Genomic DNA, 23982 nt, shown 5'->3' on the forward strand with positions numbered 1-23982 from the left:
CGACCAGGAAGGACGAGCCGTGGCTGGCAGCACCGAGGCCGACTGGGTCTCCCGTTTCGCGGACGACGTGATCGCCGAGTCGGAGCGCCGCGCCCCCGGGAAAACCGTCGTCGTCGCCTCCGGGCTCAGCCCGTCCGGGCCGATCCACCTGGGCAACCTGCGCGAGGTCATGACCCCGCACCTGGTCGCCGACGAGATCCGGCGGCGCGGCTACGAGGTCCGGCACCTGATCTCCTGGGACGACTACGACCGCTTCCGGAAGGTCCCGGCCGGACTGGCGGGCGTGGACGCGTCCTGGGCCGAGCACATCGGCAAGCCGCTGACCTCGGTGCCCGCCCCGGCGGGGTCGGCGTACCCGAACTGGGCCGAGCACTTCAAGGCCCGGATGACGGAAGCGCTCGCCGAGCTGGGCGTGGCGTACGACGCGATCAGCCAGACCGCCCGGTACACCTCCGGCGTGTACCGCGAGCAGATCCTGCACGCCGTGCGGCACCGCGCCGACATCGACGCGATCCTCGCCCAGTACCGGACCAGGAAGGCCCCCGGCAAGCAGTCGCAGAAGCCGGTGGACGAGGCCGAGCTGGAGGCCGAGGAGGGCTCGGGCGCGGCGGCGGAGGACGACGGCAGCGGCGGCGGCGCGGGCTACTTCCCGTACAAGCCGTACTGCGCCCAGTGCGGCCGGGACCTGACGACCGTCACCGCGTACGACGACGAGACCACCGAGCTGACCTACACCTGCGCCTGCGGGCACGGCGAGACGGTCCGGCTCAGCGAGTTCGACCGCGGCAAGCTGGTCTGGAAGGTCGACTGGCCGATGCGCTGGGCGTACGAGGGCGTGGTCTTCGAGCCGTCCGGCGTGGACCACACCTCGCCCGGCTCGTCGTTCCAGGTCGGCGGGCAGATCGTCGGGCCGATCTTCGGCGGGACCCAGCCGATCGGGCCGATGTACGCGTTCGTCGGCATCTCCGGCATGGCGAAGATGTCGTCCTCCAAGGGCGGTGTGCCGACCCCCGGGGACGCGCTGCGGATCATGGAGCCGCAGCTGCTGCGCTGGCTGTACGCCCGCAGGCGGCCCAACCAGTCGTTCAAGATCGCCTTCGACCAGGAGATCCAGCGGCTCTACGACGAGTGGGACGCCCTGGTCCGCAAGGTCGAGGACGGCGCCGCGCTCCCGGGCGACCTCGCCGCGTACACCCGGGCGGCCGGTACCGCCGCGGGCGAACTGCCGCGCACCCCGCGCCCGTTGCCGTACCGCACGCTGGCGTCGGTGGCCGACGTCACGGCGGGTGCGGAGGCGCAGACCCTGCGCATCCTTTCCGAGCTGGACCCGGAGCACCCGCTGGCCGCGCTGGACGAGGCCCGGCCCCGGCTGGACCGCGCGGTCAACTGGATCACCACCCAGGTGCCCGCCGAACAGCGCACGGTGGTACGGCAGGTGCCGGACGCCCAGCGGCTGGCCTCGCTGACCGACGAGGACCGGGGCGCGCTGAAGCTGCTGCTGGACGGCCTCGACGCGCACTGGTCGCTGGACGGCCTCACCACGCTCGTCTACGCCGTCCCGAAGGTGCAGGCCGGACTGGCGCCCGACGCCAAGCCGACGCCCGAACTGAAGGTCGCCCAGCGGACGTTCTTCGCGCTGCTCTACGACCTGCTGGTGGGCCGCGACACCGGCCCCCGGCTGCCGACGCTGCTGCTGGCGGTCGGCCAGGACCGGGTGCGGCAGCTGCTGGGCGGCGCGGCGGGCTGAACCGGCCGGTCCCGCCGCGGGGTTGGGCGGGGCCGGCGGGTTCGGCGCGTGCCGCGGGTACGGCCGGGCAACGCGGGACGGGCGGGCCGGAGTCGGTGACTCCGGTCCGCCCGTCCCCTTGGGCTCTGCCGCTCGGCGCCCGGCTCAGCGCCGGGCGCTCGCTGCTCGTTACTTGCTTACTGCTTACCAATTACCGCCGCTGTCGCCGGCGCGCCGGCGGCCTACCAGTGGGTCAGACCCGACCCGTACTGGTACAGCGGGTTGCCGTACGTCGGCGGCACCGTCTGGCCCGCGTCGATCTTCGCCCGGATGTCGGCGCGTTCGGCGTCCGTCGCGCCGAGGTCGTAGGGAAGGTCCCACGCCTCGTTCGCGTCGGCCTGGACGTCGCCGCCGCCCGGCTTGAGGACCTGGTCCAGGCTGCGCGGCAGCTGCCAGGGCAGCGTGCCGTGCGGGGTGTAGTCCCCGAACAGCAGGCTGGCCGTGGCCGGACCGACCTCCTCGCCACCGCGGTAGGTGACCACGACGGCGTCGGCCACATTCTGCCAGTCGCTGATCACGATCGGCCTCGGCAGGGTGAGGACGACGACCACCGGAATGCCCTGGTTCTTGAAGCCCTGGATCAGGGCCACCTGGTCGGCCGGCAGATACGGCTGGGTGTCCGGCCAGGCGGTGGCGTGGGTGTACGAGGGCTCGCCGACGTAGACCACCGCCAGCTTCGGCGCCGGGCCGGTGCCCTGGTAGACGTTCACCCCCGCCTGGGCCGCCCGTGCCGTGAGCGCGTCGAGCTGGTCCAGCGAACCGTAGTCCGCGTGGAAGTAGCTGGACCAGATGCAGCAGGCCGCGCTGTCGGTCGCCCGGTCGCCGGCGACCACGATGTTGTCGCCCGCCTGCAACTTGACCGGCAGCACCCCGTTGTTCTTCAGCAGGGTGTTGGACTCGCGCGACGCCTGGTTGGCGAGCTGCGTGTAGCTGGGCTGGTGGAAGCGGTAGGGACCGTTCACCGGGTCGCCGTAGGGGTGGTCGAAGATGCCCAGCTGGAACTTGATCTTCAGGATGCGGGTCACCGCGTCGTTGATCCGGGCCAGCGGCACGCCGCTCTCGAAGCTCCCCATGGTGAAGCCCGTGGCACCGGGGTCGGCGCCGCCCATCACGTCGGAGCCGGCGTTGGCCGCGTTGATCCACGCGCCCGACGGCAGCCAGTCGGTGGTGATCAGACCGGTGTAACCGAGGTTCTGCCGCAGGTAGGTGAGGATCTTGGCGCTGTCACCCGCGCCCGGACCGCCCGGGTCGAGATACGAACTGCCCGCGTAGCCCGGCATGATGTTGACCGCGCCGGCGTCCATCGCCGCCTTGAACGGGATCATGTGGTACTTGATCGTCACCCCGTCGTAGACGATGCCCGCCTCGCCGCCGGCGCCCTCGCCCGGCCAGTGCTTGACGGTGGCCAGCACCGAACCCGGGTTCAGCTCCGGACCGCCCTGCAACCCGGAGACCAGCGCCCGCAGTTGGGCCGCCGCCACATCGGCGTTCTCGCCGTTGCCCTCCTGGATGCGCGGGTAGAGCACCTTGGTGCCGACCTCGGCGAGCGGCGAGAGCGTGCCGCGGGCGCCGACCTCCAGCTCCTCCTGGCGCTGCATGTCGCCGAGCTTGTAGTCCAGCGGGTAGTCCTTGCCCGCCCCCAGCGTGCTCTGCAACGGATACGTCGTCTGGTAGCCGGCCGTGGTGTCACCCGCGGAGACCGGCGGGATGCCGAGCCGGGTGGCCGCGGTCGACAGCAGCACGTTGTTCAGGTCCGCGGGCTGCGCCGGGCCGAAGTGCCAGCCGGACAGCGGGAACTGCTGGACGTTGTAGAACATCTGGTATGCCTTCTCCTCCAGCGTCATCCGCCCGAGGAGATCGCTTACCCGCGTGTCGACCGGCAGCCGCCAGTCCTCGTACGGCTCCAGTGAACCGTCCTTGTTCAGGTCCCGGGCGCCGTTGACGATGTTGACGCCGTCCGCCACCTGCTCGATGTCGGGCAGGTAGACGCTGAACGTGCGGATGTTGGAGGTGGTCTTGGCGCCCGACCCGCTCACCGCCACCACGAACCACTTGTACGTCCACCGGTCGGTGATGTCCCAGGTCGGCGTGTAGGCGGCGCCGGTGGGCTCGGCGACCTTGGTGTACAGGTCGAGGAGGCTGCCCGAGGCGGTGAAGTCGTAGTCGGTGCGGCTGATGTTGAGCCACACCTCGTAGTGCGCGGTACCGGCCACCGCCGCCCAGGACAGCGCGGGCCGGCGGGTGTTGGTGACCATCGCCTTGTCGGCCGGCGCGGACAGCTGGAACTGGTTCAGCGTCGCCGGGGCCTTGGTCGGGCCGGAGAGCATCGGCGGCGTCGCGGTGGAGGTGTTCACCGTGCCGTACACCTGGAACTCCCAGATGGAGTACCCGTATCCGGAGGCCCGCGCGGTGCCGGTCAGCCGGACGTAGCGGCCGGTGCCGGTGACCGCGAGCTTCTCGATCCCGCCCTTGCCGGTCGTGGTGGTGTAGATCGGCGTCCACGCGGTGCCGTTGTCGGACACGTCGATGTGGTAGCCGGAGCCGTACGCCGACTCCCAGTTGATCACGATGCCGCTGATCGACCCGACGTTGCCCAGGTCGACCTGGAGCCACTCGTTGTCGGTGTAGAGGCTGGACCAGCGGGTGGTGGTGCGGCCGTCGAGCGCGGCGGCCGGTGCGTTGGCGCCCTCGTAGGAGGAGGCCGACACCTGCTTGTACGCCGAGATCACCGTGCCGGAGAAGTCACCGCCGCCGCCGGTCGGGGGCGGCGAGGTCGTACCGCCCGTGGTGCCGCCGTTGCCGCCGGTGCTCCCGGTGGTGAACACCTGGAACTCCCACAGCGAGTAGCCGTATCCGTTGGCCCGGACGGTCCCGTACAGCCGGACGTAGCGGCCGGTGCCGGTCACCGCCAGGTTCTGGACGCCGCCGGTGCCGGTGGTGGTGGAGTAGACGTCGGTCCACGCGGTGGCGTTGTCCGAGACCTGGATCTTGAACGAGGTCCCGTACGCGGTTTCCCAGCTGAGGCCCACCTGGCAGATGGACTGCGAGCTGCCGAGGTCGACCTGGAGCCACTGCGGGTCGGCGGCGGCGCTGGACCAGCGGGTGCCGGCGTCGCCGTCGACGGCCGCGGACGCCGGGGTCCCGGCGTTCTCCACGGAGGACGCGGTCGCGGTCTTGTTCAGCGCCGCGTTGGTCGTCCCGCACGCGCCGGGGCTGGTCCCGCCGGTGGAGCCGAAGACCTGGAACTCCCAGAGGGAGTAGCCGTATCCGGTGCCGCGGGCCGTCCCGTAGAACCGGACATAACGCCCGGAACCGTTTACGGTCAGGTTTTGGATGCCACCGGTGCCGGTGGTGGTGGAGTAGACGTCGGTCCAGGCGGTGCCGTTGGCGGACGTCTGGATCTTGAACGCCGTGCCGTAGGCACCCTCCCAGTTGAGGCTGACGGAGGTGATGGTGTCGGTCGCCCCGAGGTCGACCTGGAGCCACTGCGGGTCGGCGGCGGCGCTGGACCAGCGGGTGCCGGTGTCGCCGTCGACGGCCGCGGACGCGGGGGTCCCGGCGTTCTCCACGGACGAGGCGGTGGCCGTCTTGCCCTGCGACAGCAGGGTGTCGGCGGCGTGCGCGGTGCCGGCGGTGGAGCTGATGGCACCGCCGATCGCCAGGGCCGCCGCGACGCCGGCCGCGACAAGTGGTCTGCGCCTTCGGTTGTTTCGGAGCAGCAATGAGAGCAGGTTCATGGGCATCTCCACGATGGGGGGTGTGTGAGACCGTGTGGGATCACATTGGGAGAGCGCTCTCCGGGGAGTCTGTGGGAATGCCATGCGAGTGTCAATGCCCGTGCAGGGCCCTTACGGGCGGCGGGCGGCACCGGACCGGTCGGGGCCCGGCGGGCGCCCCGACCGGGCCCGGCGGGCGCCCGGTACGGGCCGGACCGGTCGGGTCCCGGCGCGGATCCCGGTCCGGGGTCAGTGCGGGGCCTGTGCGGCGACCGGGCGGGGGCTGTGCGAGGGGCTGTGCGCCCGTGTGGGGGTTGTCCGGAGCCTGTACGCCGCCCGGTCGGCATGGCGGTCGGTCGGCGGGGTGCGGACCGGTGCGGACGCCCGAGCGGCGCCGGAACCTGGGGCGCGGGAGCGGCGAAGAGTCCGGCGGGCTTCCGGCAGGACTGATCCGCGCCCTCTCCCGGCGCGCGCGACCGCACGCCGTGGTCGTGTGGGGGATCGAGCGCGGCGCGGTGTTCGGTGCCGTAGCCGTAGCCGTAGCCGTAGCCGTAGCCGTAGCCGTAGCCGTAGCCCGAAGGCGAGCCAGGCGGGAGGCTAGGGGATGTACTCGGACTCCGCCTCGGAGTTGTAGCGGTAGCGCAGTTCGCGGACCGAGGTGATCAGCTGGCGTTCCTCGGGGGCGGTGCCGCCGTAGAAGTCCTGGAGGGCGCGGGCGAGTTGGCGGGCGCCCGGGAAGTCGCCGCGCTCGCGCACGTAGCGGCGGTAGGCGGCGAAGTACGCCTCGTCCGCGGAGACGCCGTCGGGGAGGTTGAGGCCGGCGGCCGGGTAGGTGTCGGAGTTTGCGTCGGGGGCGGAGGCGGGGGCGGGCTCGGGAGGCGTCGGCTGGGCCTGCGGTTGCGGCTGGCCTTGGGGCTGCGCCACGTACGGCGGTTCACGGAACTCCTGGGCGGGCCGGCCGTTGGAGCCGTTCCCGTTGAAGCCGTTGAGGGTGCCGTTCATGTCAGGGTTGCCCAGGGGCCGCTGGCGGTAGGGACCGTTGGGGACCATCACCGGCGGCTGCTGTTGCTGCGGCCCGGACTGCTCGTACGGCGGCTGCTGGTACTGCTGCTGCTCGTAGGGCTGCTGTTCGTACTGCGGCTGCGCCTGCGGTTGTTGCCGTATCTGCTGCTGGGCGTAGGCGTTGGCCTGCTGGGGCTGCTGCACCTGCTGGGCGGCGAACCACGGGCTGTCGTGCGGGGAGATCTGCGGCGGCTCCTCGTACGGCTGCTGCTCGTACATCTGCTGTTCGTAGAGTCGGCTCTCGTACAACTCCTGTTCGTACGCCTGCTGTTGCTCGTCGAAGCCGGGGTCGTCGGCCGGTTGGGGGCCGGGTTCCGGCGCGGCCTCGGGCAGGGATCCGGGCAGCGACCCGGGCCCGGCCGCCGTCTCGGCCGGACCGGACGCGGCGGCCCGGTCGGCCCGCCCCGGCTCGTCGGCGGCCGGGCGGGCCACCACCGCGGCCTCCAACTGCTTGACGGGCGGCCCCACGTCGATGCCGGCGGCTTCGAGTCCCGCGTCGGCGGTCTCCGACAGCGGCACCCCGTACCGCGCCAGCCGCAGCGGCATGATCGCCTCGACGGGGGCCCTGCGGCGCCACGCGACGCCGTACCGGGCCCGCAGCCGTGCCCGGTAGACCAGCCGGTCCTGCTCGCGGCGGATGACCTCCTCGTACGACCGCAGCTCCCACAGCTTCATCCGCCGCCACAGCCGGAAGGTCGGCACCGGTGCCAGCAGCCAGCGGGTGATGCGGACCGACTCCATGTGCTTGTCGGCGGTGATGTCGGCGATCCGCCCGATCGCGTGCCGGGCGGCTTCCACCGACACCACGAACAGCACCGGGATGATCGCGTGCATGCCGACGCCGAGCGGGTCCGGCCAGGCGGCCGCGCCGTTGAAGGCGATGGTGGCCGCCGTCAGCAGCCACGCGGTCTGCCGCAGCAGCGGGAACGGGATCCGCAGCCAGGTCAGCAGCAGGTCGAGTGCGAGCAGCACCACGATGCCGGCGTCCACGCCGATCGGGAAGACGTTCGCGAACCAGCCGAAGCCCTTGTGCAGGGCGAGGGTGCGCACGGCGGCGTAGGAACCGGCGAAGCCGATCCCGGCGATCACCACCGCGCCCATGACGACGATGCCGATCAGAATCCGGTGCGTTCGGGTCAAACGTATCGCGGCCACCCGCGAGCCCTCCTGCCGCTCTGCTCCTGTTCCCCGTAACTGGCGGGCCCAGACTGCCATACGGCGGTGAAGCCGTGGGTGCGAGTTCGTCGGACAAACGTACGGATAGGGGGCGGGACGGCCGGAAGTCCCGGCAGTTGTTACCCGGCGGGGCGTCGGCCGGGCTCCGATGGAACGGCGGCGGGGCTATCCGGACAGGCCGCCGGAGCCGCTCGGGGCGCTGGTGCCGGTGCCGGTGCCGCCGGCCGTGCCGCTGCCCGCGCCCGCGCTGCCCGCGCCCGGGTTCGCGGCCAGGACCGACGCCACCGCGTCCCTGGCGGCCCGCTGCGCGCCGCCGTCCACGGTCCGCGCGGTCGGGTTCTTCTTGCCCACCAGGCCGGCGCCGTCGAGTTCGACGATCAGGACCACGTTCCCGGTACGGACCACCACCGTGTCGTTCTGCGAGGTCACCTTGGCGACCGTCGCCCTGCCGCCGATCGAACTGGCCTGGTCGCCGATGCCGGAGACCGCCACCGTGCTGAAGCCTTTGGCCGCGCCCAGCTCCGCGACCGCGTCGGCGAACCGCTTCCGCGCCTGGTCCTCGGCGCCGCCCAGCGCGGTGGAGGAGGTGAAGCGCTGGAGGGTGACCGACAGCCAGCGGTACTGGTAGCCGTCCTTGCCGTTGCCGGTCCAGGAGCAGCCGCCGCGGGTGGCGACGTCCGAGGACTGCGCCTCGGTCCCGCCGGGGACCTTCGCCTTGGGCACCAGGGCGCTGACGGTGGCCTGCGTCACGGTCCGGCAGGGGGCGGGCAGCGTGCCGAACCGCGCCGGGGCGAGGGTCGGGGTGGGGCTGGCCGTGCCCACGGCCTTCGGGCTCCCACTGCCGGAGGCGTCGCCGCCGCCGGAGCCCGAAGAGCATCCGGCGAGCAGTATCGCGGGCGCCACCGCGCAGGCCAGCAGCCCGGCCAGGAGCGGGGCGGTGCGTCGTCGTTCCATGGGTCCCGGGAGTCCTTTGCTCGGGTTCTTCGCCTTGCCGTTCGCCGGCGAGCGCCGGCTCTCACCGGACCTTCGCCCGCCTGTGACGGGTTCTGCCCGGGTGTCGAGCGGAGCCGTCGCGGTCCGCGCGGGGCCGGCCGCGTACCGGATCCCGGAGCGGACGCACCGGCTCCGGTACGGACCGGCCGTCCACCCTACGCGTCCGGCGGGCGGCCTCGGTGCCGGGGCCTGTCGGGTGGATCCGCTCGGCGTCGCGGGCCCCGGTCCGCACGCCTGCCGCGTTCCCGCCGGTCGGCGGCACACCGCACCGCCTCCCTCCTCAGCTTTGCACGCGCCCGCACCGGACCCCGCTCCCTGATCCGCGGAGACCCACCCGACAGGCCCTACCGCTCGATTCCGCTCTCCAGCTCGTCGGCCACCTGGCGGGCGCCTTTTTGCAGGTCAGAGCTGTCCGGGGCGGCGCCGTCGCGCGGCGCGGACTGCGCGTACGTGATGCTCACCACGACGTTGGCGGTCCGGAACACCAGGCTCACGTCCCGGCGCGGCCCGACCCGGGAGGCGGCCGGGGTCGCCGGCGACTTGAGCACGTCGTTGATGAAGGCCGCGTCGCCCAGGTCGGTCAGCCGGCGGGGGAGCAGATCGGGGCTGCCGCCGTCCGAGCCCGTACCGGTGGCGGTACCGGTACCCGTGGCCGCGCCGCCGGCCGCGGTGCCGCTGCCGGTGGGGACCGGCGGCGGGGTGGACACCGTGCCGGCCGCCGTGCCGGCCGGCGACAGCGGGATCGAGGCGGCCGTGGCGAGCCGGTCGAAGTCCATCTCGGCCTGGACCTCGTCGCTGATCGACGGGTTGTACGACACGACCCGCTCGAAGTCGATGCTCAGCGTCCGGGAGGTCCCGTCGGTCGTGGCCCCCTGCCAGGAGCAGCCCACCCGGCGGTCGGTGTCGTACGTCGGCGACTCCTTGCCCGTGTAGTCCGTGGCGCCCGGGACCAGCTTCTTCAGCTCGTCCGCGCTCACCGCGACGCAGGGCTGCGGGAGGGTCTGGTACTTGCCGGGGGGCAGCGCGGACGCGGTGGTCCCGTCGACCGCCACCGAGGCGCTGTCACCGGCCGGGTCCGCGCCCGTACCGCCTGCCGTGCAGGCGCCGAGGACGGCGAGGCCCAGCGCGACGACGCCCAGCGCCGCACCGGCGGAGACCGGCAGTCTTCGGGTAGACCGCACCGGGCGGGCCCCTTCCTCGTCCTGTGCTGTTACGTGGTCCAGGTGTCGTGTGTGCTCTACATGCTGTGCGTGCTCTCCGTGTTCCGCGGGCTCCTCGTGCTGCGCGGGACGTTCGTGGTCACGTTCTCCGTGTCCACGGGTGCGGATCACCGCGCGCCGTTCACCCGGACGTGGCGGCACGCCGGTAAACCCTTGGCGCGCGTGCGCGAGCCCCGGACACAATGTCTACCGCACGCGCCGGGGAAAGCGCCCGCCGGGGCGGGCTAACGGGGGGGACGCGTTGCGTCGCCCGCCGCCCTGCCCGCCGCCTCGCCGCGGCTCTTGCCGGGGGCCTCGGATCCCGGCGGGTGTTCCGGCCCCGGCCCCGGCTTTGCTTCCACATTCGGGGGACGGTCATGTCACAGGCGGGGATACCCGGTACGTACACGGAGGTGCCCGGCGTCCGGGTGCCGATCCGGATGTGGGCCGACCCGGCGACGGTCGAGGGCGAGGCGATGCGGCAGCTGCGCAACGTCTCCTCGCTGCCCTGGGTCAAGGGCCTGGCCGTCATGCCCGACGTCCATTACGGCAAGGGCGCCACGGTCGGCTCGGTCATCGCCATGCACGGCGCGGTCTGCCCGGCGGCGGTCGGCGTCGACATCGGCTGCGGCATGAGCGCGGTGCGGACGTCGCTGCGGGCCGCGGACCTGCCCGCCGACCTCTCCCGGCTGCGGAGCCGGATCGAGCAGGCCATCCCGGTCGGCCGCGGGCTGCACGAGAACCCCGTCGACCCGGGGCGGCTGCACGGCTTCGCCACCGCCGGCTGGTCGGACTTCTGGTCCCGTTTCGACGCGCTCGCCCAGCCGGTGCGGTTCCGCGCCGAGCGGGCCGCCCAGCAGATGGGCACCCTCGGCTCCGGCAACCACTTCGTGGAGGTCTGCCTCGACACCGAGGACTGCGTCTGGCTGATGCTGCACTCCGGCTCGCGCAACATCGGCAAGGAACTGGCCGACCACCACATCGGCGTGGCCCGGCAGCTCCCGCACAACCAGGGCCTCGTCGACCGCGACCTCGCGGTGTTCGTCTCCGACACCCCGCAAATGGCCGCCTACCGCGACGACCTCTTCTGGGCCCAGGAGTACGCCCGGCACAACCGCGCCGTCATGATGGCCCTCCTCCAGGACGTCGTCCGCCGCGAACTCCCCAAAACCCGCCCGGCCTTCGACCCCGTCATCTCCTGCCACCACAACTACGTCTCCGAGGAGCGCTACGACGGCATGGACCTGCTGGTCACCCGCAAGGGCGCGATCAGCGCGGGCTCCGGCGAACTCGGCATCATCCCGGGCTCGATGGGTACCGAGTCCTACATCGTCCGCGGCCTCGGCAACGAGGCGTCCTTCAACTCCGCCTCCCACGGCGCCGGCCGCCGGATGAGCCGCTCCGCGGCCAAGCGCACCTTCGGCGTCCGCGACCTGGAAGAGCAGACCCGCGGCGTCGAGTGCCGCAAGGACGCGGGCGTCGTCGACGAGATCCCCGGCGCGTACAAGCCGATCGGCAAGGTGATCGAGCGCCAGCGCGACCTGGTGGAGGTCGTCGCCGAACTCAAGCAGGTCGTCTGCGTCAAGGGGTAGCCCGTACCCGTGGGGGGGCGCCGCACCGCACCCCCGGGACGCGGGCTGTCGTCGTCCGACGGCGGCCCGCGCCGTGCCCTGCTCGGCCGCGCCGCCGCCGGTGCCGTCAGGCGGCCGGGGGCTGGGGCGGGCCGCGGCCGTCAGGGAAGGGGGGCACGGCCCCTGCGCGGGAAGCCGCCGAGCACTCCCGCAGGGCGGTGCGCGCGGCCGCTCCCGACGACGTGAAGCGCAGCGGCTGCCTGGGACAGCTCGCCGGGACGCCCTGCTTCCAGTACCTCGCCCGCGGCGGCCCGGAGGACCGGCGCGAAGCGCTGTCCCTGTGGCGGCAGGCCGTCGAGCCCTCGCGCGGCGGAAACCGATCAGGAACTGACAAGAAGCAGTGGGGGATTCCGAATGTCAGGCAAAGGGTCTGCAGTCCGGCAGCCAGTAAATCCACCGGAACGGGAAGACCGTCGGGAAGCTCGTTTCGAAGCACGGGAAGGCCGTCGCGGTGGAGGCGGAACCCGCCCTCGCGGCGGAATACGGCCGCACCGGCGCGGCGGCGGCCGGGGGTGGCGGGGGAGGCCGTCCGCCGGTCCGCCCCCGGCCGCCGACGGGGGCGTCGCTCACTTCTCCCGGTGCACCTTGGAGTTGCTGGCCTGGGCGCGCGGCCGGAGCACCAGCAGGTCGACGTTGACGTGCGAGGGGCGGGTGACCGCCCAGGCGACACCGTCGGCCACGTCGTCGGCGGTCAGCGGTTCGGCGACGCCCGCGTAGACGGCGGCGGCCCGGTCGGCGTCGCCGCGGAAGCGGGTGAGGGCGAACTCGTCGGTCTTCACCATGCCGGGGGCGACCTCGATGACGCGGACCGGCCGCCCGTTGAGCTCCAGCCGCAGCGTCTCGGCGATGACGTGGGCGCCGTGCTTGGCGGCCACGTAACCGCCGCCGCCCTCGTACGTGGCCAGGCCCGCGGTGGAGGAGAGCACCACGACCGTGCCGTCGCCGGAGGCGGTCAGCGCGGGCAGCAGCGCCTGGGTGACGTGGAGCACGCCGAGGACGTTGACCTCGTACATCGTCCGCCAGTCGGCGGGGTCGGCGGTGGCGACCGGATCGGTGCCGAGCGCGCCGCCCGCGTTGTTGACCAGGACGTCGCAGGCGTCGAGGGAGGCGGCGAAGGCGTCCACCGCGGCGCGGTCGGTGACGTCCAGGGCGTACACGGCGGCGCTGCGGCCCTCCGCGGCCAGTTCCTTGGCCAGCGCGTCGAGCCGGTCGGCGCGGCGCGCGGCGAGCACCACGTGGTAGCCGGCCTCGGCCAGTCGGCGGGCGGTCGCGGCACCGATGCCGCTGCTCGCTCCGGTGACCACTGCGGTACGGGGGCGGGTGCTCATGCGGCTGCCTTTCGCGACGGGACCGGCCGGGACCATCCATGACCGCCCCTGATCCTACGGGGGTCACCCCGTGTCACGGCGGGGGCCCGGCGGTCGGAGGCGCCCGCCGGGGATGCACGGGAGGTGACGTCCGGGTGAACTTGACGCCCTCGAAAAGTGTTCCTAAGGTCAAGTCTCCGTTAACCCTGTTCGAATTTCGGCTTCTGTCCGGTTCCCTGTCCTACGGCTACCGTAAGTTGATGCTTTCTTTGGGGGATGGCGGCTCCGTCGGGGGAGACACCACAGGCTCGCACCGCCGCTTACTGACGAGGACGGCACATGAGGCATGCGGAGAGGAGCGGCGCCGACGACTGGCCGCCGAGCCCCGTGACCATACCCGGGGGCAGTGGACTCCTCCCGCCGGCGCAGCCGGCCGCACCGGGCAGGGACTCCCGTGACGCCGCGACCGGCGCCGCGGCGACACCCACCGGCCGCGGCACAGCCGTCCAGACGCCGCCCTGGGACACCCACTTCCCCGCCCCCGCGCCGCCGCCGGCCGCCGAGCGCCCGGAACCCGCCCCGCCCGAGGCCCCCCCGCCCGCACCGCCCCCCCGGCGGGCCCGGCTCTACGTCATCGACGCGGTACGGCTGTTCGCCGCCGTCCTGGTGGCCCTGCACCACTTCGCCGGCACCAAGCGGGCGAACACCGCGCACAACGTCATATGGGACCGGCCGGTGTCCCACATCATGCCCACCGTGTTCCGCTTCGCCGCCTACGGCTGGATAGGCGTCGAGATCTTCTTCGTCATCAGCGGCTTCGTCATCTGTATGTCCTGCTGGGGGCGCCGGCCGCGGGACTTCTTCGTGTCCCGGGTGATCCGCCTGTACCCGGCGTACTGGTTCGGCGTGGTGTTCACCACCGTGGTGCTGACCGCGTTCCCCGGGGTGTGGGCCAAGCCCACCACGCGGGACGCCCTGTACAACCTCTCGATGCTCCAGTCCGGTTCCCGCATCCCCAACGTGGACGGCGTGTACTGGACGCTCTGGTCGGAGCTGCGGTTCTACCTGATCTTCCTGGTGGTGGTCGCCGCCGGGCTCACGTACCGCAAGGTCGTGGTCTTCTGCTGCGTCTGGGGCGCGCTGGCGATGCTCGCGCCGGTGTCCGGGCTGCCGTTCCTGGTCCTGCTCGCCGACCCCGACGGCGCCTGGTACTTCATCGCCGGGCTGGCGCTCTTCCTGATGTACCGCTTCGGCCAGGACCTGTTGCTGTGGGGGATCCTGGCGCTGTCCTGGCTGATGGCGCAGGACGAGATCGGCCGGCGTATCGACCAGGTCGAGCACGTCTCCAGCTGGCGCGGGGCGCTGACGGTCTACACGCTCTTCATTCTCTTCATGGTGTGCGTCGCGCTCGGCTACACCGACCGCTTCCAGTGGAAGTGGCTGATCACCGCCGGGTCCCTGACGTACCCCTTCTACCTGATCCACTACACGGCCGGCACGATCGCCATCCACCACCTGCGCGACCGGGCCGATCCCCGGGTACTGGTCGCGGGGCTGATCGTCGGCGGGCTGGTGCTGAGCTATCTGATCCACCGGCTGGTCGAGCGGCCTGTGTCGAAGCTGCTCAAACGGGGCCTGACCAACGCCTTCGCGCACCTGGGCCCGATGCCGTCCCGCAAGACGGCATCGTAGGCGGCAGCGGGGACCCGGGCGGCCGGGGTGCGGGGCCCGTTCCGGCGAGAACGCGGCACCCCGGCCGCAACCGGCCACCCGGTCCGGTCAGTCGACGCTGGTCCGGCAGGGGAACCCGAGCGCGGCCATCGCGCGCTGCACCTCGCCCGAGCTGAAGTCGCGCCGGTCCTGGCGGGTGATCACCGCGCCCACCTGCATGACCGGGTAGCTCACGCCACCGATCTCGACCGAGACCCCCGTCACGGGCTCGGGGGTGACTCCGTTCATCGCCTCCTCCACCTCGTTCCGGTGGAAGTAGAAGTGTCGGCGAGCGATGGTGACGCGCATCATGCCTCAGCAAGGGGGACGGAGGAGTGGAGCCGGAGGTGCCACACTCTCACGTTCACGGCGGTGGGGACACCCGAGCGGGGTGCCGCGGCGCCGGCCGGCGGCGGGGTCACGGCCTGCCGGGCCGGGGCCGTACTCAGGCCGGGATCGGCCCGGGATCAGGCCGGATCAGGTCCGACTGCGCCCGATCGCGCCCGATCGCGCCGGATCACGCCGGATCGCGCCGGATCACGCCGACGGGGCAGCGCGCAGCGGGGCGCCGACGCGGTGCAGATGCCGCAGCGCCTGCGCGTAGGAGGCGAACAGGCCCGCCTCCGCGTAGGAGATCCCGAGCTCGGCGCAGTACGCCCGGACGATCGGGCGGGCCTGCCGCAGGTGCGGGGTGGGCATGCTCGGGAACAGGTGGTGCTCGATCTGGTAGTTCAGCCCGCCCAGCGCGAGGTCGGTGAACCGGCCGCCGCGCACGTTGCGGGAGGTCAGCACCTGGCGGCGCAGGAAGTCCGGACGGTCGTCGCCGGTCAGCGTCGGCATGCCCTTGTGGTTCGGGGCGAAGGTGCAGCCCATGTAGACGCCGAAGAGTCCCTGGTGGACCGCGATGAAGGCGAGCGCCTGGAGCGGGGAGAGCACCAGGAACAGCACGGTCAGGTAGCCGGCGATGTGCAGGCCCAGCAGGGCCGCCTCCAGCGTGCGCTGCTTGAACTCCGGGCGGAACAGCGCCCGTACACCGGCCACGTGGAGGTTCATGCCCTCCAGCGTGAGCAGCGGGAAGAAGAGGTACGCCTGGCTGCCGCCGATGAGGCGCGGCACCCCGCGGGCGGCCCGCGCCTGGTCGGTGGACCACAGCAGGATGTCGGGGTTGACGTCCGGGTCGAGTGCTTCGTGGTTCGGGTTGGCGTGGTGCCGGGTGTGCTTGTCCTGCCACCAGCCGTAGCTCATACCGACGCACAGGTTCCCGGCGATCCGCCCGGCGACCTCGCTCGGCCGCCGCAGCCGGAACACCTGGCGGTGCGCGATGTCGTGCGCGACCAGGGCGATCTGGGCGAACAGCACGCCCAGCACGCCGGCGGTGGCCAGCTGCCACCAGGAGCTGCCGAGGAAGGCGAACGCGGCCCACGTACCCGCGTACAGGAAGGCGATGCCGCCTATCCGCGCGGAGTAGTAGCCGGGCCGGCGCTTGAGCAGTCCCGAGGTCGCCACCCGGCGGGCCAGCCGGGCGAAGTCGCTGCCCGCGTCGTCGGGAGTGCCGGCGAGGGTGCCGTCGGAGGCGGCCACCAACGACGGGGGCAGCGACCCGGTCGTCGGGGGTGAGGTCTCGTGCGTGGTCGCGGAGTCACTGGTCATGGCACTCGGCCTGTCCCCGGGTGCGTGGACCCGGTGTATCCACTCACCACAGGACGACACCGTTGAGTCCGGCATGCGAGATGTCCTCGGCGCTGCCAGCGTACTCGGCGGCGGCCATGATCTGCCCGGCTCCGCCTTTCCCGTGACCGTTCGCGGGGGACGGCCGTACAGCGGGGCGGGCGGGGCCGGACGGACCCTCGGCCCCGCCCGCCCCGCTGTACGGCGAGGGGCTGCGCCGCTACGCGGCGTTGCGCCGGTACGGCGCCCGGTCGGCGCGGGCGCCGCTCCGGCCGCCCGCCGCGCCGTTCCCGGTCCGGCCGGTGCCCGCGGCGCCGCCGCCACGGCCGCCCGCGGAACCGTTACCGCCCCGCCCGGCGCCCGAGCCGTTCCCGGTACGGGCCGCGCCGGAGCCGTTGCGCGCCCCGCCGGTGGCCGTACCGGCCGTCGAGCCCTGCGTGCGGGGGGAGCCGCCCGAGCCCGCGGCCGCCGCGCCGGTGCGCCGCCGGCCGCGCCTGCTGCGGCCGGCCGCCGAGCCACCGCTGGGGTGCACGGCGGCGGGCGCCGGCACCGCGATGGTCACCGGCACTCCGGACGGCACCCGGGCGCCGGTGATCCGGGCCAGTTCGGCGTCGGCGGAGTGCACCTGGGCGGTCCGCGGCGCGATCCCGGCGTCGCGCATCAGCCGGTCCATGTCGCGCCGCTGCTCGGGCAGCACCAGGGTGACGACGCTGCCGGAGGCGCCGGCTCGCGCGGTACGGCCGCCGCGGTGCAGGTAGTCCTTGTGGTCGGCGGGCGGGTCGACGTTGACCACCAGGTCGAGGTCGTCGATGTGGATGCCGCGCGCGGCCACGTTGGTGGCCACCAGCGCCGTCACGTCGCCGCTCTTGAACTGGGCCAGGGTCCGGTTGCGCTGCGGCTGGGACTTGCCGCCGTGCAGCGCCGCCGCCCGTACCCCGCCGGCCAGCAGGTCGCGGGTGAGCCGGTCCACGGCGCGCTTGCTGTCCATGAAGAGGATCACCCGGCCGTCACGGGCGGCGATCCGGATCGTGGCGGCGCGCTTGTCGTCGCCGGCCACCTGGAGCACGTGGTGCTCCATGGTGGTGATGGTGCCGGCCGACGGGTCGACCGAGTGGACCACCGGGTCGCTGAGGAACTGGCGGACCAGCTTGTCGACGTTGCGGTCCAAGGTCGCCGAGAACAGCATCCGCTGGCCGCCCGGAAGCACCTGCTTGAGCACCGCCGTGACCTGCGGCATGAAGCCCATGTCGGCCATCTGGTCGGCCTCGTCCAGCACCGTGACGCGCACCTGGTCCAGCCGGCAGTCGCCGCGCTCCACCAGGTCCCGCAGTCGGCCGGGGGTGGCGACGACGACCTCGACGCCTTCCCGCAGGGCGCCGGCCTGCCGGCCGATCGACATGCCGCCGACGACCGTGGTCAGCCGCAGCCGCAGCGGCCGGGCGTACGGCGTCAGGGCGTCGGTGACCTGCTGGGCCAGTTCCCTGGTCGGGACCAGCACCAGCGCCAGCGGCTGCCGGGGCTCGGCGCGCTGCCCGGCGGTACGGGCCAGCAGGGCCAGACCGAAGGCGAGCGTCTTGCCGGAGCCGGTCCGGCCGCGGCCGAGCACGTCCCGGCCGGCCAGCGAGTTCGGCAGCGTCGCGCCCTGGATCGGGAACGGCACGGTGACGCCCTGCCGGGTCAGCTCGGCCAGCAGCGGCGCGGGCATGTCCAGGTCGGCGAAGGACTCGACCGCGGGCAGCGGCGGCGTGGTGCTCACCGGCAGCGCGAACTCACCCTGCGGAGCGGCGGGCCGCCCGCCCCGGGAGGGCGTGCCGCGGCGCGGTGCCGACGAGCCGGCGGACGAAGGAGCGGAGGACGTGCGGGTGAACTGACGTGACGAGGTACGACGGCCTTTGCCGTTCATATGGAGTCTTCCTTTGAGGCGGCGCGTGCCAGGAAAGACTCCGCAAGGTGCAGTGGGGGCGGAGAATCGCAGAACGAGCCGAGTAGACGGATGAATTGGCAGCCAATTCATGGCGAACAACAGAAAAGCCGGGCCCCGCGCCCGAAAGTGCGGGGTCCCAGCGTGTGGTGCTGTCCCCAGGGGTCAGGAGGGAACGATGTTCTCCGCCTGCGGGCCCTTCTGGCCCTGCGTGACGTCGAAAGTCACCTTCTGGCCTTCCTGGAGCTCACGGTAGCCCTGGGTGGCGATGTTCGAGTAGTGGGCGAAGACGTCGGCGCCGCCGCCGTCCTGCTCGATGAAGCCGAAGCCCTTTTCCGAGTTGAACCACTTCACGGTTCCGCTTGCCATAAATGACTCCTCTTTGACAGGGGCAGTATCCGGACCCGCACCGCACGGAGCCGGTGTCGCTGCCTTGCGCCCATCTGGAGGCCGGAAAACAAAAATGCGCCCGAGGGTCACATCCCGTCAGGCGCACACAGAGTTCATGGGTACCAAAACTGCAACTCGGGCAAGTTTAGCACACGGCCCCGTGGTGCCGGCCGACGGCCGGCCGGCTGCGTGTCCTCGACATTGCGGGGATCCGCCGGACACAGATCGCGGCAGACGGCGGCAGACGGCGACAGACGCCGACAACCGGCCGCAACCGGTGGTGAACCGGGCGAACGCGGTGGAGTGCCGGCGCGCGGCGGCCGGCCGGATGCCCGTTACGGCCACACCAGACAGTAGAGCTGGTGCCCGGACTCCTCGCAGCGGCGGGCGAAGTCCTGCCACTCGTGCAGCATCCGGTAGATCACGAAGGCGTCCCGCGGGCCGCGCCGGTCCGGCACGGTGGACCAGATGAACGCCGCGGCGCCGAGGGACTCCTCGTCGGCGGTGCGCAGCGGCTCGACCACTGACGCGGGCAGCCGGACCACCGCGTAGTCGGGGTGCAGTACGACCAGTTCGAGCGGCGGGACCTTGGAGGGCGCGATGCCCTCGATGCCGGTCAGCACCATCGCCGCCATGGTCTCCGGCTTGACCTTGGTGTACATGCCCTGGCCGAGTTCGTCGCCGCCGAGCTCCTCGGGCCGCATGGAGATCGGGACTCGTGCCGCGGTGGCCCCGTCGGGCGCACCGAAGTACTTGTAGGTCACCCCCACTCGGCCACCCCTGCTCCTGCCCTCTGCGGTCGATCGGCGTACTGGTCTGCGGTGCTCTGGTCTGCGGTGTGCGCGCTGCGCGCGAGGTCCATGGTGCTTGTGGTGTTCTTGATCGCGTACTTCTGCGGTGCGGTGTTCCGGTGTGCTGCGGGATCGTACGGAGTGCGGCGTCCGCCGGTGGTACGGGCGTGCCCGGGATCGCGAGCGCCCGGACTCCCACCCGGTTCGCCACCACGCTGCTGCATTCCACTACCCGACCATCCGCTGACCCAACCATGCAACCCGATCATCGTCTCAGATGCCGGGTCGAGACGTTACGGCGCAGCGCCCGGGGTTTGAGAGCATGTGCCTGTGAGCGATCCCGTGAGCAGTGCCGTGAACTATGCGTACGAAGCACCAGTGTCCCAGGAACTCTTCGACCGGGCGGCGGTCGTGACACCAGGAGGGGTGAACTCACCGGTACGGGCGTTCCGCGCGGTGGGCGGCACCCCCCGGTTCATGGTGTCCGGCAGCGGGCCGTACCTGACCGACGCCGACGGCCGCGAGTACGTCGACCTCGTCTGCTCCTGGGGCCCGATGATCCTCGGCCACGCACACCCCGAGGTGATCGCGGCGGTACAGGCGGCGGTCGCCCGCGGCACCTCCTTCGGCACCCCGGGCGAGGGCGAAGTGGCCCTGGCCGAGGCGATGGTGGCCCGGGTGGAGCCGCTGGAGCAGGTACGGCTGGTGTCCTCCGGGACCGAGGCCACCATGTCCGCGATCCGGCTCGCCCGCGGTTTCACCGGCCGGGCCAAAGTGGTCAAGTTCGCCGGGTGTTACCACGGCCACGTCGACGCGCTGCTGGTGGCCGCGGGCTCCGGGGTGGCCACGTTCGGATTGCCGGACACCCCCGGGGTGACGGGCGCACAGGCCGGCGACACGATCGTGCTGCCGTACAACGACCTGGACGCGGTACGGCGGGCGTTCGCCGCGCACCCCGGCGAGATCGCCTGCGTGATCACCGAGGCGTCACCGGGCAACATGGGCGTGGTCCCGCCGGGCGAGGGCTTCAACGCGGGGCTGCGGCAGCTGTGCACGGACAACGGCGCGCTGCTGGTCTCCGACGAGGTGATGACCGGCTTCCGGGTCGGCCCGGCCGGCTGGTACGGCATCGACGGGGTGCGGCCGGACCTGATGACCTTCGGCAAGGTGATGGGCGGCGGCTTCCCGGCCGCCGCGTTCGGCGGGCGGGCCGAGGTGATGGCGCTGCTCGCCCCCGCCGGGCCCGTCTACCAGGCGGGCACGCTGTCCGGCAACCCCGTCGCCACCGCCGCCGGGCTCGCCCAGCTGCGGCTGCTGGACGCGGCCGCGTACGCCGCGGTGGACGCGGTGTCCGCGGAGATCAGGGGGCTGGTGACGGAGGCGCTCACCAAGGAGGGGGTCGCGCACCGGGTGCAGGTGGCGGGGAACATGTTCTCGGTCTTCTTCACCGACCAGGAGGTGCGGGACTTCGACGACGCCAGGAAGCAGGAGGCGTACCGGTTCACCGGCTTCTTCCACGCGATGCTGGCGCAGGGCGTCTATCTGCCGCCGTCGGCCTTCGAGTCCTGGTTCGTGTCCACCGCGCACGACGAACGGGCCGTGGCGCGGATCGCCGCGGCGCTGCCGGCCGCCGCACGGGCGGCGGCGGAGGCGCGGGCATGAGCGACAAGACGTTCGACGGCACGGAGCTGACCGTCGTGCACGTGATGCGGCACGGCGAGGTGCACAACCCCGGCGGGGTGCTGTACGGGCGCACCCCCGGCTTCCACCTGTCCGAGCTCGGGCGGGAGATGGCCGAGCGGGTCGCCGCGCACCTGGCCGGGCGGGACATCCGGCACGTGGTCGCGTCACCGCTGGAGCGCGCGCAGGAGACGGCGTCGCCGATCGCGGCGTCGCACGGCCTGGAGCTCGCCACCGACGCGCGGCTGATCGAGGCGGAGAACACCTTCCAGGGGAAGACCTTCGGGGTCGGCGACGGGGCGCTGCGCAACCCGGCGAACTGGAAGTACCTGGTGAACCCCTTCCGGCCGAGCTGGGGGGAGCCGTACGTCGAGCAGGTGGTACGCATGATGGAGGCGGTGGACGCGGCGCGGGACGCCGCGCGGGGCCACGAGGCGGTGTGCGTGAGCCATCAGCTGCCGATCTGGGTGCTGCGGTCGTTCGCGGAGCACCGGCGCCTGTGGCACGACCCCCGCAAGCGGCAGTGCACCCTGGCGAGCCTCACCTCCTTCACCTACGAGGGCGACAAGATCGTCTCCATCGCCTACAGCGAGCCCGCGATCGACCTCGTCCCCCCCCACCTCCGCGCCGGCGCGAAACCCCGCCGGGGCGGCCCGAAGGCTTTCGGCGCGTAGTTTTTTTGCCGCCCTGAGGATGCCCCGCTGGGCGCCCGGTGGGGTTGGGGCGCCCAGGGAGGCCGTCGGGCGGGGGTGGCCCGGGGGGTGCCCGGTGGGGTTGGGGCGCCCAGGGAGGCCGTCGGGCGGGGGTGGCCCGGGGGGTGCCCGGTGGGGTTGGGGCGCTGTGGGAGGGGTGCCCGGTGGGGGTGAGGTGTCCTCTTGTGGGTGCCGTCGGGCGTGAGGGTGCCCCAGTGGGGTGCCGTCGGGGGTAGCGGTGCCGTGGGATGGGTGCCCACGGGCGTGAGGGTGCCCTGGGGTGGGTGCCCGGCGGGGTGAGGGTGCTTCACGGGGGTGCCGTCGGGCGTCAGGGCCCCCAAGGGGGCCGAGCTCCCGGGGGCTGGGCTGCCCACACGGCGCCGTACGGTCCGCCGCTGGGTCCACCTGACGCCGTACGGCACCCACCTTGGGGCACCACACGCCCGACGGCCCGCCCCTGCGTCCGCCTGGCGCCGTAGGGTCCGCCGCTGGGTCCGCCTGACGCCCGACGTCCGGCCGGGTAGCCGGTGAGCCGAAGGGCGCGCCGGTGTCGAAAGGGAGAGCGCGCGCAGTGAGCGAGGTACGAGCGAGTGAGCACGGTCGACCGTCGGCACCGGATCGAAGCGCCCGGAGGCGAAGCGGCGGCAAAAAAGGGGGAGCGGCGGCAAAAAAGGGGGAGCGGCGGCAAAAAGGGGGATGGGCGGCAAAAAAGGGGGGCCGTTCGGGCGGGAAAGGGGGAAAAGAGCCGTGCGGGGGCGGCGTGTGAGGAACGTGTGAACGTCAGGGTGGGTGGCTGCCTTTTTCGGCGGGGCCGCTCGTCTCAGAACGTGGAGTTCCGGGGACGCCAGAAGACGGGATCACAGATGAGTGCCTTGAGCCGCAGGACCCTGCTGACCACTGCCGCCGGGGCCGCGGCGGGTGCCGCCGTGGCGGGGTGCGGGACGGCGGACGGCGGCACGGCGGGGCCCGCGCCGGTGGTGACGAGGACGGGGGAGAAGTCCGGGGCCAGCGGCAGCCACGCCGCCGCCCCGGCGGTCACGCTCATCGGGGACGGCTCCACCGCCCACACCGGCGCCCAGCCGAACCAGCCGGCCGTCGACCGGCTGGAGCCCGGCCAGACGCCACCGCAGTTCGTGATCTTCTCCTGGGACGGCGCCGGCGAGGTCGGCAACGGCCTCTTCTCCCGCTTCCGCAAACTCGCGGCCGACCACGGCGCCCGTATGACGTTCTTCCTGTCCGGCCTCTACTTGCTGCCGGAGGGCCGGAAGCTCGCCTACGCCCCGCCGAACAACACCCCGGGCGCCAGCGACATCGGCTACCTCACCGACGAGCACCTGCGGATGACCCTGGACAACGTCCGGTTGGCCTGGCGGGAGGGTCACGAGATCGGCACCCACTTCAACGGCCACTTCTGCGCCGGCAGCGGCAGCGTGGGCCGCTGGACGCCCGCCGACTGGAAGAGCGAGATCGACCAGGCGAAAGCTTTCGTCACCTCCTGGAAGACCAGCACCGGCTGGCACGACCAGGACCCGCTGCCCTTCGACTACGAGACCGAGCTGGTCGGCGGGCGCACCCCCTGCCTGCTCGGCCAGGACAACCTGCTGCCCACCGCCAGGGCCCTCGGCTGGCGGTACGACGCCAGCTCCCCGGGCGGCAACCAGACCTGGCCGGTCAAGCGCGGCGGCGTGTGGGACCTGCCGCTCCAGCTCATCCCGTTCCCCGGCCACCGCTTCGAGGTGCTGTCGATGGACTACAACATGCTGGCCAACCAGTCGCACAACGCGACCCGGTCCGACCCGCGCAACTACCCGGGCTGGCGCAGCCAGGCCACCGCCTCGTACATCGCCGGCTTCCAGCGCGCCTACGAGACCAACCGCGCGCCCTTCTTCATCGGCAACCACTTCGAGGAGTGGAACGGCGGGATCTACATGGACGCGGTGGAAGAAGCGTTCAAGCACATCGCGGCCCTCGGCGAGAAGGACGTCCGGATGGTGTCCTTCCGGCAGTTCGTGGACTGGCTGGACGCCCAGGACCCGGCGGTGCTGGACCGGCTGCGCCAGCTGGAGGTGGGCGAGCGGCCGCCCGGCGGCTGGAGCGAGTTCCTGGCCCCGGAGTTCGCCGGCAGCACCCCGCGGCAGCCCCCGCTGTCCACCACCTGAGCCATCGCCCGAGCCGCCCCCGAACCACCCCGCCCGTCCCGACCCCGCCCCGCCGGCCGCGCCGGCCAGCAGACCCGCGGCCCGACCGCCCTTCCCGAGGC

At 72.7% G+C, this 23982-nt stretch carries 15 protein-coding genes and 1 pseudogene; 6 read left to right on the plus strand and 10 right to left on the minus strand.

The genetic code is table 11. From position 1 onward, the window contains the following. The first annotated feature begins 19 nt into the window (after positions 1 to 19). Complete coding sequence (lysS, locus tag RLT57_RS17555; protein WP_311298345.1) at positions 20 to 1747, plus strand: lysine--tRNA ligase; 1728 nt, start codon at positions 20 to 22, stop codon at positions 1745 to 1747. Between the two features lie 221 nt (positions 1748 to 1968). Here lysS and RLT57_RS33405 read toward each other — a convergent pair whose 3' ends face one another. From RLT57_RS33405 to RLT57_RS17580, 4 genes are all read right to left on the minus strand, one after another. Continuing rightward, positions 1969 to 5523: a discoidin domain-containing protein gene (locus tag RLT57_RS33405; protein WP_399128875.1), complete on the minus strand. Its 3555-nt coding sequence runs from the start codon at positions 5521 to 5523 to the stop codon at positions 1969 to 1971. A gap of 576 nt (positions 5524 to 6099) precedes the next feature. Then, positions 6100 to 7719 (minus strand): DUF2637 domain-containing protein, encoded by a 1620-nt coding sequence (locus RLT57_RS17570; RefSeq protein ID WP_311298346.1) that lies wholly within the window; start codon positions 7717 to 7719, stop codon positions 6100 to 6102. Positions 7720 to 7905: 186 nt separating this feature from the next. Further along, positions 7906 to 8694, minus strand: a complete 789-nt coding sequence (locus RLT57_RS17575; protein ID WP_311298347.1) for a DUF3558 family protein — start codon at positions 8692 to 8694, stop codon at positions 7906 to 7908. 383 nt (positions 8695 to 9077) lie between these two features. Further along, complete coding sequence (locus RLT57_RS17580) at positions 9078 to 9914, minus strand: hypothetical protein (RefSeq protein ID WP_311298348.1); 837 nt, start codon at positions 9912 to 9914, stop codon at positions 9078 to 9080. A gap of 395 nt (positions 9915 to 10309) precedes the next feature. Between RLT57_RS17580 and RLT57_RS17585 the strand changes: the two genes are divergently transcribed. Next, positions 10310 to 11524, plus strand: coding sequence for an RtcB family protein (locus RLT57_RS17585; protein ID WP_311298349.1), 1215 nt, complete (start codon positions 10310 to 10312; stop codon positions 11522 to 11524). Between the two features lie 605 nt (positions 11525 to 12129). Here RLT57_RS17585 and RLT57_RS17590 read toward each other — a convergent pair. Next, entirely contained in the window at positions 12130 to 12891 is a 762-nt protein-coding gene (locus tag RLT57_RS17590) for an SDR family NAD(P)-dependent oxidoreductase (protein WP_311298350.1), read from the minus strand. 318 nt (positions 12892 to 13209) lie between these two features. Here RLT57_RS17590 and RLT57_RS17595 point away from each other — a divergent pair, with 318 nt between their 5' ends. Continuing rightward, positions 13210 to 14562, plus strand: coding sequence for an acyltransferase family protein (locus RLT57_RS17595; RefSeq protein ID WP_311298351.1), 1353 nt, complete (start codon positions 13210 to 13212; stop codon positions 14560 to 14562). An 87-nt stretch (positions 14563 to 14649) separates the two neighbouring features. Here RLT57_RS17595 and RLT57_RS17600 read toward each other — a convergent pair whose 3' ends face one another. The 5 genes and pseudogenes from RLT57_RS17600 to RLT57_RS17620 all read right to left on the minus strand — a co-directional run. Continuing rightward, a complete protein-coding gene (locus tag RLT57_RS17600; RefSeq protein ID WP_311298352.1) occupies positions 14650 to 14889 on the minus strand; it encodes an SCO5918 family protein in 240 nt (79 codons plus the stop codon). A gap of 228 nt (positions 14890 to 15117) precedes the next feature. Further along, the gene (locus tag RLT57_RS17605) at positions 15118 to 16230 is read right to left on the minus strand and encodes a fatty acid desaturase family protein (RefSeq protein ID WP_311298353.1); all 1113 of its coding nucleotides are present in this window, start codon (positions 16228 to 16230) and stop codon (positions 15118 to 15120) included. A gap of 238 nt (positions 16231 to 16468) precedes the next feature. Next, positions 16469 to 18151, minus strand: coding sequence for a DEAD/DEAH box helicase (locus RLT57_RS17610; RefSeq protein ID WP_311298354.1), 1683 nt, complete (start codon positions 18149 to 18151; stop codon positions 16469 to 16471). A gap of 183 nt (positions 18152 to 18334) precedes the next feature. Then, positions 18335 to 18538, minus strand: a complete 204-nt coding sequence (locus RLT57_RS17615) for a cold-shock protein (RefSeq protein WP_311298355.1) — start codon at positions 18536 to 18538, stop codon at positions 18335 to 18337. A gap of 356 nt (positions 18539 to 18894) precedes the next feature. After that, a pseudogene (locus tag RLT57_RS17620) lies at positions 18895 to 19344 on the minus strand (hypothetical protein); the annotation flags it as partial. A gap of 360 nt (positions 19345 to 19704) precedes the next feature. On the opposite strand from RLT57_RS17620, the gene hemL reads away from it, so the two are divergent. The 3 genes from hemL (at position 19705) to RLT57_RS17635 (ending at position 23881) form a co-directional block, all read left to right on the plus strand. After that, a complete protein-coding gene (gene hemL / locus RLT57_RS17625) occupies positions 19705 to 21012 on the plus strand; it encodes a glutamate-1-semialdehyde 2,1-aminomutase (RefSeq protein WP_311300753.1) in 1308 nt (435 codons plus the stop codon). Beyond that, positions 21009 to 21704, plus strand: coding sequence for a histidine phosphatase family protein (locus RLT57_RS17630; RefSeq protein WP_311298356.1), 696 nt, complete (start codon positions 21009 to 21011; stop codon positions 21702 to 21704). The genes hemL and RLT57_RS17630 overlap by 4 nt, the downstream gene beginning before the upstream one ends. Before the next feature lie 881 nt (positions 21705 to 22585). Further along, on the plus strand, positions 22586 to 23881 hold the full coding sequence (locus tag RLT57_RS17635) for a hypothetical protein (protein ID WP_311298357.1): 1296 nt from the start codon (positions 22586 to 22588) through the stop codon (positions 23879 to 23881). Positions 23882 to 23982 lie beyond the last annotated feature (101 nt).

The organism is Streptomyces sp. ITFR-21 (assembly GCF_031844685.1).
In the GTDB taxonomy this organism is placed as follows: Bacteria; Actinomycetota; Actinomycetes; order Streptomycetales; family Streptomycetaceae; genus Actinacidiphila.